General features: G+C 29.8%; 20 protein-coding genes. 7 read left to right on the forward strand and 13 right to left on the reverse strand.

Translation table 11 applies throughout. From position 1 onward, the window contains the following. From Q0842_RS07640 to Q0842_RS07655, 4 genes are all read right to left on the reverse strand, one after another. Positions 1-646 (reverse strand): AMP-binding protein (locus tag Q0842_RS07640; protein WP_298496334.1); only part of this gene is annotated, 646 nt, incomplete at its 3' end. 6 nt (positions 647-652) lie between these two features. Next, complete coding sequence (locus Q0842_RS07645; RefSeq protein ID WP_298496337.1) at positions 653-1744, reverse strand: hypothetical protein; 1092 nt, start codon at positions 1742-1744, stop codon at positions 653-655. 153 nt (positions 1745-1897) lie between these two features. After that, complete coding sequence (locus tag Q0842_RS07650; RefSeq protein WP_092850739.1) at positions 1898-2377, reverse strand: winged helix-turn-helix transcriptional regulator; 480 nt, start codon at positions 2375-2377, stop codon at positions 1898-1900. Between the two features lie 70 nt (positions 2378-2447). Continuing rightward, a complete protein-coding gene (locus Q0842_RS07655; RefSeq protein WP_298496350.1) occupies positions 2448-3593 on the reverse strand; it encodes a M14 family zinc carboxypeptidase in 1146 nt (381 codons plus the stop codon). A 292-nt stretch (positions 3594-3885) separates the two neighbouring features. On the opposite strand from Q0842_RS07655, the gene Q0842_RS07660 reads away from it, so the two are divergent. Then, positions 3886-4257 (forward strand): helix-turn-helix transcriptional regulator, encoded by a 372-nt coding sequence (locus tag Q0842_RS07660; RefSeq protein ID WP_298496352.1) that lies wholly within the window; start codon positions 3886-3888, stop codon positions 4255-4257. Positions 4258-4296: 39 nt separating this feature from the next. Further along, positions 4297-4680 carry a hypothetical protein gene (locus tag Q0842_RS07665; protein ID WP_298496355.1) on the forward strand — a complete coding sequence of 128 codons (384 nt, stop codon included), beginning with the start codon at positions 4297-4299 and terminating at the stop codon, positions 4678-4680. A 2-nt stretch (positions 4681-4682) separates the two neighbouring features. Here Q0842_RS07665 and Q0842_RS07670 read toward each other — a convergent pair whose 3' ends face one another. Beyond that, on the reverse strand, positions 4683-5183 hold the full coding sequence (locus tag Q0842_RS07670; protein ID WP_298496357.1) for a hydrolase: 501 nt from the start codon (positions 5181-5183) through the stop codon (positions 4683-4685). Positions 5184-5195: 12 nt separating this feature from the next. Next, entirely contained in the window at positions 5196-5957 is a 762-nt protein-coding gene (locus Q0842_RS07675) for an MBL fold metallo-hydrolase (protein ID WP_298496360.1), read from the reverse strand. A 92-nt stretch (positions 5958-6049) separates the two neighbouring features. Here Q0842_RS07675 and Q0842_RS07680 point away from each other — a divergent pair, with 92 nt between their 5' ends. Beyond that, positions 6050-7525 (forward strand): TonB-dependent receptor, encoded by a 1476-nt coding sequence (locus tag Q0842_RS07680; protein WP_298496363.1) that lies wholly within the window; start codon positions 6050-6052, stop codon positions 7523-7525. A 38-nt stretch (positions 7526-7563) separates the two neighbouring features. Here Q0842_RS07680 and bcp read toward each other — a convergent pair whose 3' ends face one another. Continuing rightward, positions 7564-8016, reverse strand: a complete 453-nt coding sequence (gene bcp / locus Q0842_RS07685) for a thioredoxin-dependent thiol peroxidase (RefSeq protein ID WP_298496365.1) — start codon at positions 8014-8016, stop codon at positions 7564-7566. Positions 8017-8139: 123 nt separating this feature from the next. On the opposite strand from bcp, the gene nth reads away from it, so the two are divergent. Further along, the gene (nth, locus tag Q0842_RS07690; RefSeq protein ID WP_298496368.1) at positions 8140-8799 is read left to right on the forward strand and encodes an endonuclease III; all 660 of its coding nucleotides are present in this window, start codon (positions 8140-8142) and stop codon (positions 8797-8799) included. A 28-nt stretch (positions 8800-8827) separates the two neighbouring features. On the opposite strand, the gene Q0842_RS07695 is transcribed toward nth, so the two are convergent. Next, positions 8828-8974, reverse strand: coding sequence for a hypothetical protein (locus Q0842_RS07695; protein WP_298496371.1), 147 nt, complete (start codon positions 8972-8974; stop codon positions 8828-8830). A 57-nt stretch (positions 8975-9031) separates the two neighbouring features. Then, positions 9032-9616 (reverse strand): sigma-70 family RNA polymerase sigma factor, encoded by a 585-nt coding sequence (locus Q0842_RS07700; RefSeq protein WP_298496373.1) that lies wholly within the window; start codon positions 9614-9616, stop codon positions 9032-9034. 235 nt (positions 9617-9851) lie between these two features. Between Q0842_RS07700 and uvrA the strand changes: the two genes are divergently transcribed. Next, on the forward strand, positions 9852-12635 hold the full coding sequence (gene uvrA / locus Q0842_RS07705) for an excinuclease ABC subunit UvrA (RefSeq protein WP_298496376.1): 2784 nt from the start codon (positions 9852-9854) through the stop codon (positions 12633-12635). A 132-nt stretch (positions 12636-12767) separates the two neighbouring features. On the opposite strand, the gene Q0842_RS07710 is transcribed toward uvrA, so the two are convergent. Next, positions 12768-13868, reverse strand: coding sequence for a DUF3667 domain-containing protein (locus Q0842_RS07710; protein ID WP_298496379.1), 1101 nt, complete (start codon positions 13866-13868; stop codon positions 12768-12770). Between the two features lie 221 nt (positions 13869-14089). Between Q0842_RS07710 and Q0842_RS07715 the strand changes: the two genes are divergently transcribed. Together Q0842_RS07715 and Q0842_RS07720 are read left to right on the forward strand one after the other, a co-directional pair. After that, on the forward strand, positions 14090-14698 hold the full coding sequence (locus Q0842_RS07715) for a hypothetical protein (protein WP_298496382.1): 609 nt from the start codon (positions 14090-14092) through the stop codon (positions 14696-14698). 200 nt (positions 14699-14898) lie between these two features. Next, positions 14899-16089, forward strand: a complete 1191-nt coding sequence (locus tag Q0842_RS07720) for a hypothetical protein (protein ID WP_298496385.1) — start codon at positions 14899-14901, stop codon at positions 16087-16089. Between the two features lie 130 nt (positions 16090-16219). Here the strand turns inward: Q0842_RS07720 and Q0842_RS07725 are convergent, their stop codons facing one another. From Q0842_RS07725 to Q0842_RS07735, 3 genes are read right to left on the reverse strand one after another with little or no spacing between them, the layout of a single operon-like run. Further along, positions 16220-17677 carry an oligosaccharide flippase family protein gene (locus Q0842_RS07725; protein ID WP_298496388.1) on the reverse strand — a complete coding sequence of 486 codons (1458 nt, stop codon included), beginning with the start codon at positions 17675-17677 and terminating at the stop codon, positions 16220-16222. Further along, the gene (locus Q0842_RS07730) at positions 17677-18957 is read right to left on the reverse strand and encodes a glycosyltransferase family 4 protein (RefSeq protein WP_298496391.1); all 1281 of its coding nucleotides are present in this window, start codon (positions 18955-18957) and stop codon (positions 17677-17679) included. The genes Q0842_RS07725 and Q0842_RS07730 overlap by 1 nt, the downstream gene beginning before the upstream one ends. Further along, positions 18950-21391 carry a YfhO family protein gene (locus tag Q0842_RS07735; RefSeq protein ID WP_298496393.1) on the reverse strand — a complete coding sequence of 814 codons (2442 nt, stop codon included), beginning with the start codon at positions 21389-21391 and terminating at the stop codon, positions 18950-18952. The genes Q0842_RS07730 and Q0842_RS07735 overlap by 8 nt, the downstream gene beginning before the upstream one ends. Positions 21392-21450: the final 59 nt, after the last annotated feature.

The raw sequence follows: 21450 nt of genomic DNA on the forward strand, positions 1-21450 counted from the left end.
CATCTGATGACACAGTATACAAACAAGCTCCAGCCAATAATGCAGGTAATATAGCAGTAAGTGAAGCGTCGAATGTTAAATCGTACATTTGCAAGCACTTATCAGAGGAGTTTAATTTATATTCCTCATCTAAATCCAACTCTTTAATTAAAGCATTTAAGTTTTTAAAACTAATTGGAATTCCTTTTGGTGTTCCCGTGCTTCCGCTTGTAAACAATACATAAGCTGTATTAGATTCATTATATATTATGGGTTCAAATAAAGCATTATTGTCATTTTTTATTAAACATACATTTAATATTTTAAATGCTGAATAATTAGATTTAACAGAGGTATCAAAAACATATTTTACATCAATTAAATTTAATATATCTTCATTTCTATCAATTGGTGCGCTTGGGCTAATTGGCACATACGACCTACCTTCCATCCATAATGCGAAAATAGTAGCATACGTTTCTAAATCATTGTTTGTAACTAGCCCTATATGTTTTTCTGACGATTCAATATTTTGTGAAATATTATGCCTTATTTTAATAACAAGATCTAACAATTCCTCATATGTGAAAAAAGAATCATTAATGCAAAAAGCATTTCTTTCACTATTTAAATTAAAAGAATTATGTAGCTTATAAATTAAATTCATGTGTTATTAAAACATATTACCATCTTGATCTTTTACAACCTTACTATTTAAATTTATATCAATATCATTATGCTTTAAGGATACTAATTCTTTTACATCACTATACACTTTAAAATAACTACTATTTATTAATTCTCCTAGCTTAGTGTCCTCTGTTTGAAGAATAGTACATTTGGATTGTATAAAGTTCTTAATCATAACATTAACACAATCCCTATAATATGGTTCATTTGCAACAAAATACCTAATTACAAACCTATTACCTGATACATATGCTGAAATAAACCCAATAATCTCATTTTCAAATTTAACGACAGTATTAATGTTATAAATCTTATTAGAAATACTATTCAACAAACATTTATAGCCTGCCTTATCAAGACCATCTTGTATTACTTCGTATTGATTATTACTAATTTGCCAATTTATATAGTCTTTGCTTTTAGGAACCAAATCTTCAAGACATAGTTTTTCTATAAAAAACCAGATATTATCATCAATAAATTCTACGTTTTTAGTTAAAAAATGCTTTGATTTAATTTTACTCTTATTTAAAGAAGCAATAATTTTTCTAGATAATCCATCAATTAGTTTCAATAAAGGTTTAACTTTTTGTAAACTATTTTTTTTATTGATTAAAAGCCCATGATCGATACTGAAAACAAAAATATACCTATTCCTTTTTGCAAACTTGATAAAAGGTTGTTTTTCATAATAAGCTTTAGTTCCATCTCCCAAAAACTTAACAACAACTTGATTATTACATGCATTTAATGAAACACTTTTGATATATGTTGAAAGCACCGTATCTTTATATTTATCTGACACCCACCATCTTTGACTCCAAAATATTTTTTTTAATTTTCCGTTATCGCTTTTAATTAAATCTGGAACTAAATAAACTAAGGCTATAATATTATGATTTTCATAACCTAGTATAGCTATTACATCCTCATTGCTAGCCCTGTCATTTTCCAATATCCATTTCGCCTTGTTTTTTGAAAAAGGTGGTTGAAAAGTGCCATTCCAATACTTATCTTCTGTTATGGCGTCTTTAAGACTAGATTTTGTTAAAGTAATTAACTCCAAATTATCCATTTAATTTATCACTATATAATAAATAACTAATTTATGTAAAATTACTTTATTCGGTTTAAAGATAGAATAAGACTATTAAACTAAATTATTTAAAATAATTGTACAAAAAAAGCCCACTAATTGGGCTTTTTAATTTTTTTTATAATTCTGATTTTACAAATCATTAAAAATAGAATGCATTAATCGTTTCTTATCGTTAATACTTTCTTCAAGAGATATCATTGTTTCAGTTCTATATACACCTTCAATATCATCTAATAAAAATATAACCTCTTTAGCATGCTCTGTGCTTCTAGCTCTAATTTTACAGAAAATATTAAATTTACCTGTTGTTATATGAGCTACAGTAACATAAGGAATCTCATTAATACGTTCTAAAACAAATTTAGTTTGAGAGGTATTGTTTAAATAAACACCAACGTATGCAATAAAAGAATATCCTAATTTTTTATAATCTAACATCAATGATGAGCCTTTAATAATTCCAGCTTCTTCCATTTTTTTAACACGTACATGTACAGTACCTGCAGATATTAGTAATTTTTTTGCAATATCAGTAAATGGAATTCTTGTGTTATCAATTAACATGTCAAGAATTTGATGATCAATTTCGTCTAATTTAATTTTTCCCATAATTAACTATTCTTATATATGAGGCAAAATTAATACATTTTTATTAAAAATAAAGCAAAAAAGATATGTTTTATTTCGATAAAAGCAATATTTTCTCATTATTCAATATTACGAAAACGTTTGCGTAACCTATTTCCAGCTTCTTTCCTTGATCATTTAAAACCCTAAACCCCTTAGCATCAATCTCTTTGTGGCCAAAAAAGCCATCTAATTTTTCAATTTTTTCAACTTTAGGAATAAATTCTATTTTTTCATTTACCAAACGCTCTTGAAATTGAATCCCAACATCAACCACTTCATTATCTACTATTGCATTTCTAATAATAACATCTAAAAACAATTTATCATTTTCTGGAATTTCAAAATATGCCTCATAATTAGCACCTGTAACATCCTTTTTTGCAATATAATCCAAAGACACCAAATAAGATATAAAAATCAACTCACGGGTCTTTTCTCTAGCATAATCATCTGCATAATGACCAGCTTCAAACAAAATAGTTGGTACATTTGCACTTTGAAACGTATCTCCTACACAATTTAAATTAAAAGCATCATCATAAACACCTATTTGATTTGGAATAATTTTTTGCAAAACATAATTCATTTCTGCTATAATCTCCATAGCCACCCTTCTATTTGGCGTTACAGTACATGCTGCATCTTGAGCAGGTGCCAAAAACGATACTGTAGCCAGCTTATTTGTTTTACCTGCACTAAAAATAGTTCTCTGCCCATGTAAATTATAACAAAAATGAGGCTTAAAGGTTTCAAACACCTCTCTCAAAACTAAACTTTCAGGCTGAGTTAAATGCTGTGCATCTCTATTCAAATCAACTTTGTTTGCATTTACTCTTGTATAAGCTAATGCACCATCTGGATTTAAAATTGGAATAACATATAAAGTACAAGATTCCAAAATATAATCAAGCTTAGACTCTTTATCTAAAATTGTATTAAAAAGATCAAATAATGCTTTAGTAGTTGTTGATTCATTTCCATGCATTTGAGACCACAATAAAACCCTCTTTTTTCCATTCCCAATTTTCAATCCATAAATAGGATTATTTAAAACCGATTTACCAATAGTTTCAACATGAAAAATATCTGCTAATTTTTTTAGCAATGGCTCAATATTTTTGTTGGTAATATACCGGTGAGATAAATACTGTTCTTTATGTTTTGCAAACAGTTTTTTTATAAGTTCTAATTGCATAGTTATTTATTAGGTTACAAAAGTAAACAATTAGTAATTTACATTTGTAAACAGGTTTTTTTATTAGTTTGTTTACATTGTTATACATAATTAAGATAAAGATCACCTGTTTTTTATACGAAAAATAAAATATAATATAAATAATACATAAAATACTATATTTCAGTATATTACATAATACAATTTAAATTCTTAATTCACAATAAATAAATGATTTTAAACAATAAAACACTATAATTAAAGTTATATTGTTACATTTGTAACACTAAAAATTGTCAAACCTCTATTTACATTGATAAACACAGCAGATTTCATAAAAAGACTCCAAAAAGTCATTGATTACTATGGAGAATCCGCATCCTCTTTTGCTGAAAAAATTGGTGTGCAACGCTCTAGTATTTCGCATATTTTATCGGGCAGAAATAAGCCTAGTTTAGACTTTATTTTAAAGATCCTTTCTACCTACCCTGAGATAGATTTGTATTGGCTTTTTAATGGTAAAGGAACATTTCCAAATGAAGAAAAAACAATAAGTGTTAAAGAAAACATTACACCTACTTCAATAATTCAAGAAAATATTAAATCGGAAATAAAGAAAGATAAAACTATTGAGCGTATTGTTATTTTTTATTCTGACGGAAGTTTCAAAAATTACGACAAATAATTACTTTGTTTATTAGCTTTGCATTTCAATAATAATACTATGAGATTTTTATTTTTATTAGGACTTTTAAGTCTAACGAGCTGTTACAAGACAACTAGAAATTGTCATGATTACATAACAGGCTCTTTTCGTTTTGATTATACTGTTGATGGTATTGCTAAAAGTGGTGTTTTTAAAAGAACTGATCGTTACAGTATAAATTTTTATGACGAAAAAATAGATAGCTCTGAAGTTAAATGGATAAACGACTGTGAGTTTGTCTTATACAAAATAAACCCAGTATCCATGTCTGAAAAAGACCCAATACACATGAAAATTCTAACAACAACGGATAGTTCTTACACTTTTGAGTACTCAAAAGCTTCATTTAACGAAGGCGAAAAGAAAAGAAAAGAAAAAGGTGTAGCTTATAAAATTAACTAACCTTAATCAAAAGGGTATAAAAAGTATTCAACTAAATTAAACTTTAATTGCTTTTTATCTGTAATCTCGTAAGTTAAAAATATCTCCCCCCAATATTCACCATCAGAGAAATCTGCAATAATCCATTTATGATTAAGCATTTTAACCGTATTAATTAGCATCTTTCTACCCTCGCTTGCAGCATAAGGCACTAATGGATGCTCTCCCTTCACTTCATTCAACTTATATAATTCGTCTTTTATAAAAGGCATTAATTCGTCAATTTTATAGCCTTCATCTTCAAAATAACTAATTGCATCTTCATTTCTATCTAAATTAAAATGAGAAACCTCTAAAATATCATTTCTTAAAACAGCTACTGAATCTTTATATTTTTTTAATTGTGATTCACTCGTTTTTAATTTTTTATCTATGTCTTCAAAAATCCTTTTAGAGTTAACATATTGAAACAACACCAATAATGCTGTAAACACAAATAAATACATAAAAATTCTTTGCTTCATTCTAAATATAATTTAAACTGTTATTTTTAATCCATCATAGGCCAAAAAAACATTTTCTGGTAATGACAACTCAACTTCATCATGAAACCCTAATAAATGACTAATATGTGTCAAATAAGCTTTACCAGGGTTAACTTTAATTATAAATCCTAAAGCCTCCTCTAAATTAAAATGCGATTGATGTGGCTGAATACGCAATGCATTAACCACTAAAACTTTCACATTTTTAATTTTTTCAATTTCTTTATCTGATACTGTTTTCATATCAGTTAAATAAGCAAAATCCTTAAACCTATAACCAAAAACTTGCAGTTTGTGATGCTTCCCTTTTACCGGAACAACCTCTAAATCACCTAATTTAAATGGTTTATTTTTTACCTTATTTGTTAGAACTTCTGGGGCGCCAGGATATCTATTTTCTTTTTCAAAAATATAATCAAATCGTTTTTTAATCTCTTTTAAAACACGTTTATGAGCATAGATAGAAATATTCCCTTGCCTAAAGTAAAATGGCCTAATATCATCTAAACCCAAAACATGATCTGAGTGTTCATGAGTAAAAACAATGCCATCAATTCTCTTAACCCGCTCTCTTAGCATTTGAAATCGAAAATCTGGACCACAGTCTACAACATAAGTAAACGCACCCCATTCTACTAAAACAGAAACCCTTAAACGCTTATCTTTTGAGTTCTCACTTAAGCATACCGGATGATCACTTCCTATTATTGGAATCCCTTGAGAAGTTCCTGTACCGAGAAATGTAATTTTCAAAATTTTAAGTTTTACACAAAAATAAGTTTATTTTTTTGTTTGCTCTACTTATTTAATACCTTTGTAAACACAAGACGTAACCTATATATAATATGGAAATCACCATTAAAGGAGACAAAGAGTTTGACGATATCCCATCGTTAAAATCAAAAGCACTTCGCATTAACTTAAACGAAAATATTTACGGAACCTTTGCTGAAATTGGCGCTGGACAAGAAACTTGCCGACATTTTTTTAGAGCAGGTGGGGCTTCTGGAACTATTGCAAAAGCTATGTCTGCCTATGATAAAGATTTTAGTGATGCCATATATGGTGCCGAAGACGACGGGCGTTATGTTACCGAAGCTCGATTAAGAAAAATGTTAATTCACGAGATGGACCTAATGGAAAACAGGTTAACTCGAGAAAAAAATCCAAATAAAATATTTTTTACTTACGCTAATACTGTAGCTACAATTGATTTTGCTAAGCAATTTAAAGGTCATGGCTGGGTAGGAATTAAATATCAAGTAGAAGCTGGAGCAGAATACAACGAAATTATTTTACACGTTCGTTTTAAAGAAACAGATGCAAGACTTCAACAGGAAACACTAGGTATTTTAGGTACAAATTTAATTTATGGTGCATTTTATAAATACAATGAACCAAAAAAATTACTTCGTTACTTATATGATCATTTAGATAAAGACCAAATAGAAATTGACACTATAAATTTTTCAGGTCCTGTATTTAAAAACATAGACAACCGATTAATGAGCTTGCAATTGGTTAAAAACGGCATGACCGATGCCGTTATGTTTGGTCCAGATGGAACAAACGTGCTTCCTGCAAGAATTTTTTACAAAAAAAATATATTAGCACTTCGTGGAAGTTTTAGACCCGTTACTAAGGTAAACATGGCTATGTATGAGAAATCATATGAAATGTTTATTAAAGAAAATAAAGTTGATGAGAAGAAGACTGTCGTTGTTTTTGAAATTACACTATCTAACCTGAGAGCTGAAGGCGAAATTGACGAACAAGATTTTATAGACCGTGCAGATTTACTATGCTCTTTAGGTCAATCTGTAATGATATCAAACTTCCAAGAATACTTTAAAGTTGTAGAATACTTCTCTAACTACACAAAAGCAAGAATGGGATTAGCCATGGGAGTTAGTAATTTAGTTGATATTTTTGATGAAAAATATTATCGACACATGAGCGGTGGCATACTTGAAGCGTTTGGTAAGTTATTCTTCAAAGATTTAAAAGTTTACCTATATCCAATGAAGGATATTAAAACTGGAGAATTAATTAATAGCGAAAACTTAAAAGTATACCCTCGTATGAAAGAATTATATAAATTCTTTAAATACAATGGTAAAGTTATTGATATTGAAGATTACGACGAAAGTATCATGAATATATTCTCCAGAGATATTTTACGTATGATTTCTGAAGGAGAAACAGGATGGGAAGATATGATCCCAGAAGGAACTGCTGAATTAATAAAAGATTACAGATTATTTGGCTACACCAGAAGACCTTTAACACTAAGCAGGAAAAGACCTAATAAGAAAAAATAAACTATAAAAAAACGGCTATTTTAAAATAGCCGTTTTTTTTATGCTAATATTTGAGCTGCATGATCTTTAGTTTTTACTTTTTCTATTACACGGTCAACAACCCCTTCTTCATTTATTAAAAACGTCATTCTATGAATACCATCATACTCCCTACCCATAAACTTTTTTGCCCCCCAAACACCAAATGCATTAATTACTTCTTTATCCTCATCTGCTAAAAGAGGAAATGGAAATTCATATTTATTCTTAAAATTTGATTGTCTTTTTACTGAATCTGCACTTACACCCAATAATTCATAACCTTGAGATTGAAGCTCTGCATAATTATCTCTTAAATTACAAGCCTCTACAGTACATCCAGGAGTACTGGCTTTTGGATAAAAAAATACAATTAATTTTTTCCCTTTATAATCACTTAGTGATACAGTATTTCCTTGCTCATCTTTTGCTGTAAAATCTGGGACAGCATCTCCTTGCTTTAATGTATTCATTTTTATATTTTTTATTTTAATTAAAATACTATTAGCATAATAAATAATTTAATTGCCATTAAAAAATTATTAGTTATGCTCATTCCATAGTCTTAACTTTGATTTTTAACAAAAATACAATTTATGACTAAAAAAGAGAAGGTTAACTTTGTTATTAATACACTTTACAAATTCTACCCAGAAATCCCCATTCCTTTAGACCATAAAGATCCTTACACGCTTTTAATAGCAGTTTTATTATCGGCACAGTGTACAGACGTTCGAGTAAACCAAATAACACCATTATTATTTGAAAGAGCAGATAATCCTTTTGATATGATTAAATTATCTGTTGAAGAAATAAAAGAAATCATAAGACCTTGTGGCTTATCACCAATGAAAAGTAAAGGTATTTATGGTTTATCTAAAATACTTATTGAAAAACATAATGGAGAAGTTCCTAAAAATTTTGAAGCTTTAGAAGCACTACCAGCAGTTGGACACAAAACAGCTAGTGTAGTTATGTCTCAAGCTTTTGGGGTTCCCGCTTTTCCTGTTGATACTCACATCCATAGACTAATGTATCGCTGGAATTTAACAAATGGTAAAAACGTAATGCAAACCGAAAAAGATGCCAAAAGACTATTTCCTAAAGAATTATGGAATGATTTACATCTTCAAATTATATGGTATGGACGGGAATACTCTCCAGCTCGCGGCTGGGATTTAGAAAAAGATATTATTACTAAAACTATTGGAAGACAAACGGTTTTAGATGCATATTATAAATCAAAAAAGTCCTGATTTTAAAAAAACCAGGACTTTTCAAATCTTAATTAAGAAGCGCTTCAAACTTCATTTTATTACAATTTATAACACTTAAAGCCTTAGAGTAATTTAGAAGAAAATTAACCGTTTCTTCTCGCGGCTCAATATTTTCTATGTTTTTAATAGAATTTTCAGAGTAAATTTTTGCCATAATATTTAGTTAAGGGTTTATTTACTCCAATAACGTAGCAAAATTCACTTTATTGCATTAATTCGTTAAAACGATATTATGTTTCTCAATTATCTTTCGCAAATTAATTAAAGCATAACGCATTCTTCCTAATGCGGTATTTATACTAACTCCTGTCCTATCTGATATTTCTTTAAAACTCATATCATTATAAATACGCATCATAAGCACTTCTTTTTGGTCTTCTGGAAGCTCATCCACCAATCGTCTTACATCATTTTCAACTTGCTCCTTAATAATCATTTTTTCAGCATTCAAACTAGTATCGCTTAAAACAGAAAAAATACTAAACTCGCCCGTATTATCAAACTTCGGCATACGGTTGTTTTTTCTAAAATAATCAATTACCAAATTATGCGAAATACGCATTACCCATGGTAAAAATTTACCTTCTTCATTATAAGCACCACGCTTTAAGGTTCGAATTACTTTTATAAATGTGTCTTGAAAAATGTCTTCAGCAACATCTCTATCATAGACTTTTGAATAAATAAAACTGTAAATTCTTTGTTTATGCCTTTTAATTAACACCTCTAGAGCACTTTCGTCTCCTTTGATATAGTTACTAACTAGAATAGCATCTGTAATAAGTTCTTGTTGCATAATATTTACTTTTAATGCACGAAGTAAAGTCTTCGCTGCTTGGGGTTATTAAGTTTAAAAGTAATTTTATGCTATAGATATGTGTGTTTGAAGTTATTATATGTTCCAAATATAACAACAATCATTCCTAAAAAACAAAAATTCATCTCTTTTTTTAACAAATTATTCGACAAAAGGTAATTTTTTATGCTCGTTCACTTATAGTATCTTTGCAAAATTATCCTCTTAAAAACCTATGAACACTAATATATTAGACGTAAATCCAAAGGAAAACATTATTATAAAAGGTGCTAAATTACATAACCTTAAAAATATTGATGTTGTTATTCCTAGAAATAAATTAGTTGTAATTACCGGGTTATCAGGTTCTGGTAAATCTAGCTTAGCCTTTGATACACTTTATGCAGAAGGACAACGACGTTATGTAGAAAGCTTATCAAGTTATGCACGCCAGTTTTTAGGAAGACTAAATAAACCAAAAGTAGATTACATTAAAGGTATTGCACCGGCAATTGCTATAGAACAAAAAGTAAACTCTACTAACCCACGCTCAACAGTTGGTACAACTACAGAAATATATGACTACTTAAAACTATTGTTCGCAAGAATTGGAAAAACCTACTCACCAATATCTGGCTTAGAAGTTAAAAAAGATACCGTTACAGATGTTTTAAACTATTTAAAAACGTTTAATGAAGGAGAAAAACTCTTACTCCTAGCTCCTATTCATTTAGAAGAAGGACGCACTATTGAAAATAAACTTAAAACATTACAGCAACAAGGTTATGCAAGAATTAAAGTAAATGATACTGTTTTTAGAATAGACGAAGCTAAATCAATCAATAAAAAAGATACCGTTTTATTAGTTGTTGATAGAGTTATTACAAAAAATGAAGAAGATTTTTATAACCGCTTAGCAGATGCTGTACAAACTGCCTTTTTTGAAGGTAAAGGTGAATGTATAATCGAAATATTAAAAAACAGTAAACAACGTACTTTTAGCAATAAATTTGAATTAGACGGTATAAATTTTTTAGAACCTAATGTACATTTATTCAGTTTTAACAATCCATATGGTGCTTGCCCAAAATGTGAAGGTTACGGAGATATTATTGGGATTGATGAAGAATTAGTAATACCAAACACAGGTCTTTCAGTTTACGAAAATGCTATTTTTCCATGGAGAGGAGAAAGTATGAGTTGGTACAAAGACCAATTAGTAAACAACTCGCATAAATTCGATTTTCCAATTCATAAACCCTTTTTTGAGTTATCAGACGCTCAAAAACAATTAGTTTGGACAGGAAACTCTCATTTTGAAGGCTTAAATTCATTTTTTGCCGAATTAGAATCTAAAGCTTATAAAATTCAAAACCGTGTTATGCTATCGCGTTACCGCGGAAAAACCAAATGCAAAACCTGTAATGGTAAACGATTACGTGTTGAAGCAAATTATGTGAAAATTGCAGGAGCAACACTAACAGACTTGGTTGAAATGCCTCTAGATAAATTAACAATTTTCTTCAAACAATTAGAGTTAAATGACTATGATACTCAAATAGCAAACAGGTTGTTAAAAGAAATAAATAACAGACTATCTTTTCTAGCAAATGTTGGCTTAGACTATTTAACACTAAACAGAAAATCAAACACACTTTCTGGCGGAGAAAGCCAACGAATAAATCTAGCAACATCATTAGGTAGTAGCTTAGTAGGTTCCATGTATATTTTAGACGAACCTAGTATTGGTCTACACCCAAAAGATACTGAACGTTTAATTTTAGTTTTAAAATCCTTACGCGATCTTGGGAACACAGTAATTGTAGTAGAACATGATGAAGACATTATGAAGGCCGCAGACAACATCATTGACATTGGCCCTGAAGCAGGTACCTTTGGCGGACATGTAGTCGCAAAAGGTAACTATGCAGATATTTTAGCTTCAGAATCTTTAACTGCCAAATATTTAAATGAAGAACTAAAAATTGAAGTCCCAAAAACCAGAAGAACATCAAAATATCATGTTGATATAATTGGAGCTCGAGAAAACAACTTAAAAAATATTGATGTTAGCTTCCCATTAGGTATGCTAACAGTAATTACAGGTGTTTCTGGTAGCGGAAAAAGTACATTAGTTAAAAAAATACTTTTCCCTGCTTTACAAAAAAAACTAACCGATTTTGGTGACAAACCAGGACAATTTACATCATTAGATGGTAATTTTAGCAACATAAATCACATCGAGTTTGTAGATCAAAACCCTATAGGAAGATCCTCTAGATCTAACCCTGTTACTTACATAAAGGCTTATGATGATATTCGTGCATTATTCTCAAAACAAAAATTAAGCCACATAAGAAACTATCAAGCAAAACACTTTTCTTTTAACGTAGATGGCGGACGCTGTGAGACTTGCAAAGGCGAAGGTCAAGTAACCATTGAGATGCAATTTATGGCCGATGTGCATTTAGAATGCGAAACATGTAAAGGTAAACGCTTTAAAAAAGAAGTCCTAGAGGTGACATTTGCCGACAAAAATATTGACGACATTCTTAATTCAACCATTGATGATGCTATTGCGTTTTTCGAAGCTACCGAGCAAACCAAAATTAAAAACAAACTACAACCACTTCAAGACGTTGGCTTAGGATATGTTACTTTAGGGCAAAGCTCGTCTACCCTTTCTGGCGGTGAAGCACAACGTATAAAACTAGCATCCTTTTTAGGTAAAGGAAACAATAAAGAAAAAGCATTATTTATTTTCGACGAACCTACAACTGGCTTGCATTTTCATGATATCCAAAAACTTTTAAAATCCTTTAATGCCTTAATCGCAAAAGGACATTCAATAATTGTAGTAGAGCACAATATCGATTTAATAAAATGTGCCGATCATATTATTGATCTTGGTCCTACAGGAGGTGAAAAAGGGGGCAATCTAGTTGCATTTGGGACACCAGAAGATATTGTAAAAGTAAAAGCCTCGGAAACTGGTAAATATTTAAAAGAAAAATTATAAACTACCATCTATAATCATTTGAGCGTTACCTAAAGGTCGGGCTTTCACAAGTCGCTCTCAAAGAGGAGCTCCAACAATTGCTCAATCCCTAACGCAAACACTTACAACAAAAATTAAGATAGGTATCACAATTTAATAAAACAAAAACGCAAACAAACCTAAAATAAAAGTTGTTAATGGCGCTACTAAAAGTAAAAACAAAATGGATGTAGCACTAGCCTTAACAAAGGTTTTAAACTTAGATTGTTTATAAAATCGTTTTAAAGCTAAAAACAAATAAACAAACGTAGAAAACGCGATTAGCCAATCAATCCAATTAGGAATATCTACTATAAAATTAACCCCAATAATGACACTAAAAACAGTAAAAAGGAAAGAAAAATAATAAAAACTAAATACTAAATGATGCGCATAAAGTCCTTGTTTTCTGTAAAAAAGCTTCAATAATAGAGCAAAAATTGGTAATAAGAAAAACATAGCTATTGGTATAGTGTCATAAAACATTTGTAATATACTCCCACCCTTTCTGGACTTATACAATTTTAATGTTTGTTTATAAAGCTGCCTTTTAAATACACCCGCATCATCATTCAAGCCCATTTCTTTGTAAATAACTTCGTCTGGCGCCTTCAAAGTTATTAAAGAATCAATAGACTTTGATGTCAAATTAAAATTAGCCATACCATTTTTCCTAAAGTCATCTGCATTAACCAACGAATCTATTTGTTTTTCAGAAAAACCATGAAAATATTTATTTTCCTCTAAAGTCTCACGAAGCTCTTTGCGATCAACAGAATCTTTAATCCTTTGTTTTTCAGATAAAACAACAGAAATAGAATCTCTAACTTCTAGATCTGTAATACCTTTTAATATATCTTCCGTTTTTACAACTTCAGCTAAACCCTCATCTAATGCCTTTATACTGTTACGCTGAATAAACGAAAACAAAAAGAAAAACACTACAGCAATAAACAAATACATTTGAGCCGGATGTAAATACAACAATCGTTTACCTTCTATAAAACGACTTGCTAAATAACCTGGCTTAAATACTAACGGCAGAAAACTTTTAAAAAAACGTGCATCAAAAGAAAAATAATTACTAATGGTATTATAAAACAAAACCTTAACAGTCAATTCGTCTTTAGCTTGTTGCCCACAATGCGGACAAAACTTAAAACCTTCTTTAAATTGTTTTTCGCAATTTTTACAAGTTTCTTTTTTGCTTTTCATTCAACATGATTGGTTTCTATAAAAGTAATAATTTTTACAAGATTATCCATTTTAAGCAAAAGAAACAAGTATCTAAAAATCAATTATTTACATATTTAATTTTAGTTAATGTTACGTTAACACGAGTTAAAACAACTTTTTTTGGCATGCATATTGAAAACTACTAGGCAACAGCGAAAGCCGAAAAGCTAAAGAGTAGGCACAACAAAAATCTTATAATTATGAAAAGAATTTTACTAGTATGTGCAGGATTGTTAATAGGATTAACAGCTGCAGCAGCAACAAAGCAAAATACAAATAACCCAAAAACAAAGTTTGAAAAGAATAAAAACTACAAATATGCACAACCAATTACGTTTATGGAACGCGGTGTAGAGTTTTTAATTTTTCCAGATGGAAGCTTTGATTTTAATACCCATTCCAATAATGATTTTTATAATGACTCTTATTACAGAAATAATACAAGACGACGTAATATAAATTCAAACAAAAGAGGCCCAAATTCGAATATACAATACAATTCAAACCCTTACCTAAACAGAGGTATTTCAATTTCTCGCGATAGAGATGGCATAGTAAGGCGTATTGGTAATGTGTATTTAAATTATGATAGATATGGAAGACTTTCGCGTGTAGGCTCTATTTTTATAAAATACAATAGAGGAAGAAACTCAGAATTAACCAATGTTGGCGGCTTACGAGTAAAATATAACAAACGCGGAGAAATTATTTATACACGCGGTAACGTTAACCGTTACAATAATAGAAATTATAATAACGATTACTATTATAAGCAAAATGGCAAAATGAATAAAAAAAATAAAAGATAATTTTTTGAGATTAGTTAGTTAAAATAAAAACCTCGAAGTTGTAATAACTTCGAGGTTTTTTAATTAAAACTATCATCAGAAAGTTATTTTCAATAAAAAACAAACTTATTTATCAGTATTCACAAGGCATTAGAGCCCATTATGTTTTTTTGGCACGCTGTTTGTAATTACTAAAACAGTAACCCATAAAATTCACAATTATGAAAAAGTTTATATTTTTATTAGCAAGTTTAGTCCTAACAGGATTTACTGTTAACGCAACTACAACCAACATAGAAGCAAATGCAAATACAGCAGCAACTTATTATGGAGGCTATAGCAACTCTTTCATATTTAATGTAGATGGTGTTGAGTTCTCAGTATTTAGAGATGGTCAATTTGATTTCAACCTTATTAGAAATAATTCACGTTTTGGAGTTAACGTAAACACACGTAACGTAAATATTAGTTTTAACACAGGGTACGATTACAATGCTTATGTTCAGTATGATGAATTTGGAGCAATTATTCAAATAGAAAATATTCCAATTTATTATGATTACTACGGACGCATTAGTCAAGCTGGAAACGTAAATATATACTACAATAACTTTGGCTATATTAACCGTATTGGAGGTTTAAATGTTTATTACAGAAACAATGTTTACTCACATTATACTGGATTTATAAACATATACAACAGAGGTTATGTTTATAGACCTTGGCACAGATACTATAGTATTCCTGCTCGTGATTATTGTGTAGTTTACAACAGACCTTACAGACAATTTTACAACCCAGTACGTTATACTTATAACAGAAACAGACCTTTTTACAACAACCACAGACAAAGAACTGCAATCGCTAATAGAAGAGGAAATAAAATTTCAAGAAACAGTAGCTATGCAACAGTAAATAGAAGCAAAAGAAATGTTACACAAGTTAACAGAAACGCAAACTCTAGAAGAAGTGTTGCTAGTAACAATACAACAACAAGACGCAATAACAATTCTTTAAATAATAATACTAGAAATAACTCTAACAAAGAAACAACTAGAAGTACAAATAATAGAAGAACAACTTCTGGTAATAAAACTCAAATAAAAAACACTAGAAGAACGTCTGATAACATAAATAGAAACAATAACAGAACGAGTACAAGAACCAATACAGTAAAAAAACATCAAAATACTAGAACGGTTCAAAAACCAAAAAGCACAAATACTCGTACATATAATAGAAACAATAATACTAGAAATACACAAGTAGCTCAACGTAACGTTAGTAAACCTAGAACAACAACACAACGCAATGTTTCAAGGTCTACACAAACCAAAACACCAAGAGCAACAACAAACAGAAGTAGTTCTAGCAAAAATACAAGATCGACATCAACAAGAAGACGATCATAACAATTTTGGTTGGTTAGTTAAGAAAGCCCTTCGAGTAGTTCGCCTCAAAGCAACATCGTAGGGTTTTCTGTTTTTATTAATCTTTACTAATAAGAGTACTAAAGTAATTCTATTAAAATAAAAATTAACCCTATTTCAACTTCAAATACTTTTTAATAAGTAGCGAAATATCTTGAGAAAAATTAAATCGATACACCACTAATACATAAAACATAGTAACTAACATCGATTTTAATCCAATATTGATTATTGGGTTAAATGAGAATTCCCAGAAATAAAAAAGTATAATACTTAAAACTAAAAGAACTGCAATCTTTAAAGTAGCTTTTGTAAAAGGCACCATATTAAACTTCTTATAAACAAAATATAGTTTTATAGAATTATAAACAAAAACAGCTAAAAATGTGGCTATACCAGCTCCATTAATACCTAATATTGGAATAAATACTATATTTAGCAATATCATTAAAATTACTAAAAACACACCTAATACCAATACAACACGATAATAATCACTATTAAACAATATAGCATTATTATTACCTAAAGCGTTATCGTACAGTTTGGTAAAACTTATCATAAACACTACTAATAATCCAACACTAAATTCTTTTGGAATGATAAGATAGAGCTGATTAATATTTAGCACAATAAGTAAAAAAATAAAACCACCAACAATAAATAAATTTAAAGAACTTTTCTTGTACAAATCCTCTAACGAAGCGTAATCTTTTTCATTTAGATATTTTGCCGACATCGGTAACATTATTTGATGCATAGCGCGTTGAGGTACAGCTATAACAGTAGCTATAAAAATAGCCACATTATAATAAGCAATCTCTTTAATATCTATGTAATACCCTAGCATAACTTTATCAACATCCAAAAGAATTGTAGCAATAGAGCCTGCGATAATTATTAAAAAAGAGTATTTAAAAATATTACGTAAATTTGGTACTCGCTTAAACATTATTACAGGTAGCTTTACATTAAATGCATATACGTTCATGACTAACATTCGTAAAACATAAACCAAAACCAAACCTGCCATAAATTGCTCAACATTTATCACTTTAAAATGTAATAAAAACAATAAAATCATGGCACCAACTCTATGAAAGACTTCTTTCATAAAATTTCCAAAAACGGTTTGCATTTGTACTTTTGCCCAAGCAAAAAACACTTCAAAATAAGCTAAGGCAATAGCTATTATAAAGGTATGCCACAAATAATCTCTAATTATCTCATTTTTCTTTGAAAGAAAGCCAACAATAGTATCGTACCCAACATAAGTAACTAGCATTAAGGGAACTATTATTAAAAACGGCAAAACCAACATGAGTGTTAAAAAACTATTAAGGGAAATTCTTGATTTAAAAGTAGAATAGAATTTCACTAGAGTGTTATGCATACCAAATGCCATTAATGGCATTACAACATAAGCTAAGGATAACATATACCCTACCATACCATAATAATCATCACTAAGAAATTCGGTATAAAGAAAAAGGGTATTAATAGCTCCTATAAAAAACCCTAAATAGGTAGAAATAATGTTTTTAAAGGACTGTGATACTACGACTCCCATTATATTAAATTAGCTAGAGATTTTGTAAGTGCCTTTCTATGAAACTTTTGCAAACCTATTGGATGCGATTGTAATCTGTTATTTTGAAAAGCCTTATAATGTTCTAATATAATTCTTTTTAATGATTCGTAATCGTTATAACTAAAGTAGTTTCCTGTATTAGTTTCTTTTATTATTTTTTCAACATCTGAATTAATTGGTCCAATAGAAATTATAGGTCTATTTGAAACCATATATTCAAATAATTTTCCAGGTATTATACACTTTGTGTCTTCAGAATTAATTTCAATAAGCAATAATATTTGAGATTTTTTTTGAAACACAATAGCTTCTTTATGTGAAACATAACCCACATTACTAACATAATTACTTAAACCATGGTTTTGAATGGATTTTAACACATTTTCACTTGCTGAACCAATAAAATTTAACTGAAAATCTTTTGAAAAATCATTATTTGATTTTATTAAATCTCTCAAAACACGCCATAAAATTTCTGGGTTACGTTTTGACAATAACGAACCAATATGCGACATTGTAAATTTAGTGTCCATTTCAAAATCTACGCTTTCCAAATCATCATAACCATTTGTTATAACCTCAATTGGTTTATTTGTGATTTCCTGAAACTCCCTTTTAGTTGTTAAACTTGTTACTATTATTTGATCTGAAGTATTTAAAACCTTTTTTTCTAACGATTTATGCTTTGTTTTTGAAGCTGAAGTTAATTTAAGTTGTTTATGATACCCAATAGTTGTCCATGGGTCTCTAAAATCTGCTAGCCACTTAACACCTAGCTTCTGTTTTAACTGAAGTCCAATAAGATGCATACTATGAGGTGGCCCGGTTGTGATAACGGTTTTAATGTTTTCTTTTTGAATATAATCCAAAAGAAAAGCCACAGACGGCTTTACCCAACCTACTCTAGCATCTGGTATAAAAAAATTACCACGCACAAAAAGCATAACTTTTTCAATGAAAGATTGCTCCTTATTATCAGTAATTATACCTTTACTAATAGTTTTTGATGATTTCTTTGAAAAAACTCCAGCCCATTTATAAGGTTCTTTTATTGGCTGCTTAATTACTATAACACCTTCTGAAATCTCAGAAACTAAACTCTCATCAATAATTGGATAATTTGGATTTTCAGGCACAAAAACAAGTGGTTCAATATCAAATTCTGGAAGATATTTTACAAATTTTAACCAACGCTGTACACCTGGACCTCCAGCTGGTGGCCAATAATAAGCTATAATCAGCACACGTTTTTTATTCATCTTTCCTTTTGAACCCATAAAACAACCCGCCTAATAACAACAAACCAAGTAAAATAGAACTCGCTAAAGTGATTTTACTTCCAGTTTTAACTACATCTGGATCAAACTTAAATTCAATAACATGTTCCCCTTCAGGAATCACCATACCTCTCAAAATATAATTTACCCGAATATGATTTGCTTCTTTCCCATCTATAAATGTTTTCCAACCGTTTGGATAATAAATCTCTGAAAACACAGCAAATCCTTTGTTTTTATTATTAGATTTATACTTTAAATGATTAGCATTAAATACTGTTAGACTGATAGTTGATAAAGAATCTACAACAAATTCACTATCAACATTCTGAATTTTATCAAGCGCATCATGTACCGAATAAATAGCTTTATTTTTATTATCTAAGCTGTCTAATAATTTAATTTCTGTATTAGCAGAATCAACTTTTATTAACGATTTTACAAACCATGCATTTCCATTAGCATCTTCATTTTTAAAAGGGAAAGCTGCTCCTTTTTCATCTTGCGCGACTATATATTTTGTATTAAGCATACTCAATACATTAATATTATTTTGTGCGATATAAAAATCAAATACCTCCCTATAACGCCTTAATTCAGCTGCATTATAACCATTTAAAGAATTATGATAATAAGAAGGTTTTGAAGGCCCTGAAACTAAATCAAATACCTTGTAATGAGATTTGTCGTTTAAAATATATTTATCCACTTCAGTTGCTTGAAAAGGCTTACTCATTTTAACACTAGAAACAAAATCATCATTATTTACATAACGCCTATCTACCCCCACCAAATCAAAAAGAATTAAAGCCGCAAAAACAACAATAACGTACTTCTCTTTTAACTTTTCTTTTAAGAAGAAATAAATAACACCCGCAGATAACAGTACTAACACCAGCGTTCTAATAGCATCTTGAGTGAAAATAGATTTTCTATCTGTTTTTAAAGCATCAACAAAATCTTGACCATAATTTTGACGATAAAAACCGTCATTAACACCTACAAAGTCAACTCCTATAAAGTCCAAGGAAGATTTAAATAAAATAAACACCAATGTTAATCCAGCAGTAATAATTACCGAATATTTCAAAGCTTTAAGCTTATCTTCTTTCTTCTCAAAATCGTTAAACAATATTACTAAACCAAAAATAGCTAAAGCAGGAATACACAACTCTAAAATTACTTGAATTGAACTAACTGCCCTAAACTTATTATAAAGCGGCACATAATCAATAAAAAAGTCAGTTAGAAACCCTAAGTTCTTTCCGTATGATAATAGTAGCGACAAAACAGTTCCTCCAACAAGCCACCACTTCAAACGTCCTTTTATCAAGAACAATGCGAAAACAAACAGAAACAACACTACAGCTCCAACATAAGCCGGTGCCTCTACAATAGGCTGGTTTCCCCAATATGTTGGCGCCCGTTTAGCTTCTTGAGCAGCTTGTGTTGTCGTTGCTCCTAACTTTCTAAAAGCTTCATAAGTTGCCGAATCCTTACCAACATCTTCTGCATTGCCACCGCCAGTAAATCTAGGAATAAACAAATTAAAGGTTTCAACGATACCATAACTAAACTGTGTAATATAATCTCTATCTAAGCCATTAGTTTCTTCTTTTGGCGAACCATCTGGATTTATAGTAAGCTCACTTTTACTTCTTTTACTTTCTTTTACATACTCATTTGTTGCTAAAATATTTGTTGCGTTTAAAGCAATTGACAATACTACAGCCGCAACCATAACACCAATAGATTTAAAATAATGAGGAAGCATTTTTTTTCTAAACGCATCAACTAAATAAGCAATACCTAAAACAATAACTAAAAACATGAGATAGTATGTCATTTGAAAATGATTTGCTACCAACTCTAACCCCATTGCAATGGTTGTCAACAAAAAACCAACTATGTATCGCTTTTGAAACACTAACAAAATACCACTTAAAACTAATGGCATATAGGCTATTGCATGCGCTTTACTATTATGTCCAACACCAAGTATTATGATTAAATAGGTTGAGAACCCAAAGGCCAATGCTCCTAACGCTGCCAATTTAAAATCGACTTTTAACACTAACAAGAACACATAAAAACTTAATAAATATAGAAATAAGTAATCTGCAGGTCTTGGTAAAAACCGCAAGGCTAAATCAAGTTTTTTAATATAATTATGTGGATATCTAGCTCCTAATTGATAGGTTGGCATACCCCCAAAAGCACTATTAGTCCAATATGTTTCCTCTCCAGTTTCAGCTTTAAAATCTTTTTGCTGTTTACTCATGCCTATAAACTGCACAATATCATTTTGATATATCGCTTTTCCTTTTAAAACAGGATTAAAATAAGCTAATGAAATAATTATAAAACCTAATAAAATTAATACATGAGGCAATAATTTTTTAATTGAAATTTGCATGAAATAGTTTTAAGAAAATGATTCCGAAAAATAGCTATAATTTTCAGAACTAAACATAT

This window comes from uncultured Algibacter sp., from assembly GCF_947495675.1.
GTDB lineage: Bacteria > Bacteroidota > Bacteroidia > Flavobacteriales > Flavobacteriaceae > Algibacter_B.

What these genes read in the sequence shown, in the direction of transcription:
- Q0842_RS07645 (WP_298496337.1), bottom strand. Translation starts at nt 1,744, where the DNA reads ATGGATAATTTGGAGTTAATTACTTTAACAAAATCTAGTCTTAAAGAC.
- Q0842_RS07650 (WP_092850739.1), bottom strand. Translation starts at nt 2,377, where the DNA reads ATGGGAAAAATTAAATTAGACGAAATTGATCATCAAATTCTTGACATG.
- Q0842_RS07655 (WP_298496350.1), bottom strand. Translation starts at nt 3,593, where the DNA reads ATGCAATTAGAACTTATAAAAAAACTGTTTGCAAAACATAAAGAACAG.
- Q0842_RS07665 (WP_298496355.1), top strand. Translation starts at nt 4,297, where the DNA reads ATGAGATTTTTATTTTTATTAGGACTTTTAAGTCTAACGAGCTGTTAC.
- Q0842_RS07670 (WP_298496357.1), bottom strand. Translation starts at nt 5,183, where the DNA reads ATGAAGCAAAGAATTTTTATGTATTTATTTGTGTTTACAGCATTATTG.
- Q0842_RS07680 (WP_298496363.1), top strand. Translation starts at nt 6,050, where the DNA reads ATGGAAATCACCATTAAAGGAGACAAAGAGTTTGACGATATCCCATCG.
- bcp (WP_298496365.1), bottom strand. Translation starts at nt 8,016, where the DNA reads ATGAATACATTAAAGCAAGGAGATGCTGTCCCAGATTTTACAGCAAAA.
- nth (WP_298496368.1), top strand. Translation starts at nt 8,140, where the DNA reads ATGACTAAAAAAGAGAAGGTTAACTTTGTTATTAATACACTTTACAAA.
- Q0842_RS07695 (WP_298496371.1), bottom strand. Translation starts at nt 8,974, where the DNA reads ATGGCAAAAATTTACTCTGAAAATTCTATTAAAAACATAGAAAATATT.
- Q0842_RS07700 (WP_298496373.1), bottom strand. Translation starts at nt 9,616, where the DNA reads ATGCAACAAGAACTTATTACAGATGCTATTCTAGTTAGTAACTATATC.
- uvrA (WP_298496376.1), top strand. Translation starts at nt 9,852, where the DNA reads ATGAACACTAATATATTAGACGTAAATCCAAAGGAAAACATTATTATA.
- Q0842_RS07710 (WP_298496379.1), bottom strand. Translation starts at nt 13,868, where the DNA reads ATGAAAAGCAAAAAAGAAACTTGTAAAAATTGCGAAAAACAATTTAAA.
- Q0842_RS07715 (WP_298496382.1), top strand. Translation starts at nt 14,090, where the DNA reads ATGAAAAGAATTTTACTAGTATGTGCAGGATTGTTAATAGGATTAACA.
- Q0842_RS07720 (WP_298496385.1), top strand. Translation starts at nt 14,899, where the DNA reads ATGAAAAAGTTTATATTTTTATTAGCAAGTTTAGTCCTAACAGGATTT.
- Q0842_RS07725 (WP_298496388.1), bottom strand. Translation starts at nt 17,677, where the DNA reads ATGGGAGTCGTAGTATCACAGTCCTTTAAAAACATTATTTCTACCTAT.
- Q0842_RS07730 (WP_298496391.1), bottom strand. Translation starts at nt 18,957, where the DNA reads ATGAATAAAAAACGTGTGCTGATTATAGCTTATTATTGGCCACCAGCT.
- Q0842_RS07735 (WP_298496393.1), bottom strand. Translation starts at nt 21,391, where the DNA reads ATGCAAATTTCAATTAAAAAATTATTGCCTCATGTATTAATTTTATTA.